Here is a 1,904-nt window from a genome sequence, read left to right on the forward strand (position 1 = left end):
GCATAATCCAACGCTTCGATCTCCCGAGGATGGGAGTCCGGGTTGGCTTTCACCCGGCGGAGCAGTTCTTGCAATCTTGGGAGCTGTTCCTTCGCGCCTTCCCCTAAGAGCTTGAGCTGTGTTGCGATCGATGTGATTTTTCCTTCCTCGTTGTATTCTTTCTCCAACAAGTCCATCAAGATCGGTGCCGCTTCGACAAGCCCCCACCGTCCAGCACTGTTGCAAGCAAGCGATGCCATAGTTGACGGCCTGCCATCGAACAGTCCTTCCAAAGAGGAGACCACGCCGCTTCGAAGATTCTCGGTCTCCCATCCCATCCCAAAAAGAGTATCCATTGCAGTCCCGGCCGCAGGAGCGTGCTCGTCGTAGGCCAATTTTCCCAGCATCTCTTTTGTCGCGTCCGTTGGCTCAAGATACGAAGCAAACGATGCTGCATAATAGCGCCGGTTTCTATCATCGGAATTTGCCAACCTGAAGGCAAGGTCTCGAACTGGCTCCATTTCGGAACGAAGCCAATCCAAGATAGGAGCGGGCAGCATCCAGATGTTTCCGCGGTTAGCAACGAGCGCCGCACGAAGCTTCCTCAAATCTTCCAAACTTACATTTTCCGCCCCCGCGACGGATCCAGCTTGAACCGCTTCGACTGCCTCTTCCAAACCCTCAAAACGAGAGTCATCACCCTGAGCATGCAAGCACACGGCCACTGCACACCAAACAAAAACAAATCCGATTAACTTCATGGCACCTCTCCATTTGCTGGGGTTACGGTTTCGTCGATTGAGCCGGGAACGGAATCGGGAAACAGATCTACGGGCGTTCGACCAAGCGGAATCGGATCGTATTGGTAAATCGGAGTCCCCTTGTTGTCGCCTTGGTCGCCATCGGAGTCACGGATGTATATCTCGTAACCTGGGAAGCCATCTTGCCAGTCGCCCAACAAAAGCCACTTCGGCGCAAGAACATTGGCGTTGTTGACCGTAATTGCGATCTGGAAGTCCCAGTCGATAGCTGGCGACGGATTGACAATTGGATTGTCCGCCGACCCTTCAAATCGAAACCGGACGGCATTCTGGTCTATTCCATATCTCTCGATAGAGTCAGATGGATTCTTGAGCTTATCAGGGCTTTCGCGATCAACCTGAGTGATGATCGGCTGAGGAAGCAGTCGGTTGGTGGCTGAATAGCCAGCGCCTGGGTCAGGAACGCTTCCGTCTTTAAGATAGTTGTGGGAAATGCCGATCGCATCCTTATAGGAATTATTTTTAATCCCGTCGTCGTCCAAGTCCTTGAATGGAATGATCGTTACCTGCGCGTGAACACGAGAGCTCGTTCCCCCAGGAATATCATCCACATCCCTTGCCGGATCATCGAAAAACTCGTCATTGAAAGACCGGTCATCTCCAGCGGCAATCTTCCTTCGATACTCATAGATTGGAACACCGGTAACTGGATTGATCATCAAAAAATCGTTATGAATTGGATGAGCTGCCGGGAAATCAGTCCACTGAACTGGGATGAAAACATTAAGCCACACGTCAAACTCCGCTTCGACTACGGTTGAATAGATTGTCTCGGCATCGTGTGATTCTCCGCCGATGACAGCCTGAAGTGTGATTTCGTGTTGTCCGATGCTGTCGCTCTTCTTCAATCCTTCGAGGTAGAGGGTGGTTTCTTGGTCCGGCTCGAACTCCGTCTGCTCGCTTGTGACAGACTGCGTTCGGGCTTCGTCTTTCCATATTTTGAAATTCGCTCCGGCATCGAATTTGATGCGGTATTTCATGCCTTCAACGGAAGCGCCCTCCCGAATCACCAGCTTCGTCACGGGAGTCTCATCGTCTCTGCGCACCGCCACATATCCACCTTCCGTTGGGTCACTCTGCTTCCCTTCGTCCAGCTCCCCCGTG

Annotated in this window: 1 protein-coding gene and 1 pseudogene; both read right to left on the reverse strand. The window is 52.3% G+C overall.

Annotated elements, in window-relative coordinates; all coding sequences use genetic code 11:
* A partial coding sequence (locus tag HNR46_RS20465) for a hypothetical protein (RefSeq protein ID WP_184022559.1) occupies positions 1-656 on the reverse strand: 656 nt, incomplete at its 3' end.
* Between the two features lie 80 nt (positions 657-736).
* A pseudogene (locus HNR46_RS20470) lies at positions 737-1,904 on the reverse strand (hypothetical protein); the annotation flags it as partial.

It is taken from the genome of Haloferula luteola, assembly GCF_014201715.1.
Lineage (GTDB): Bacteria > Verrucomicrobiota > Verrucomicrobiia > Verrucomicrobiales > Akkermansiaceae > Haloferula > Haloferula luteola.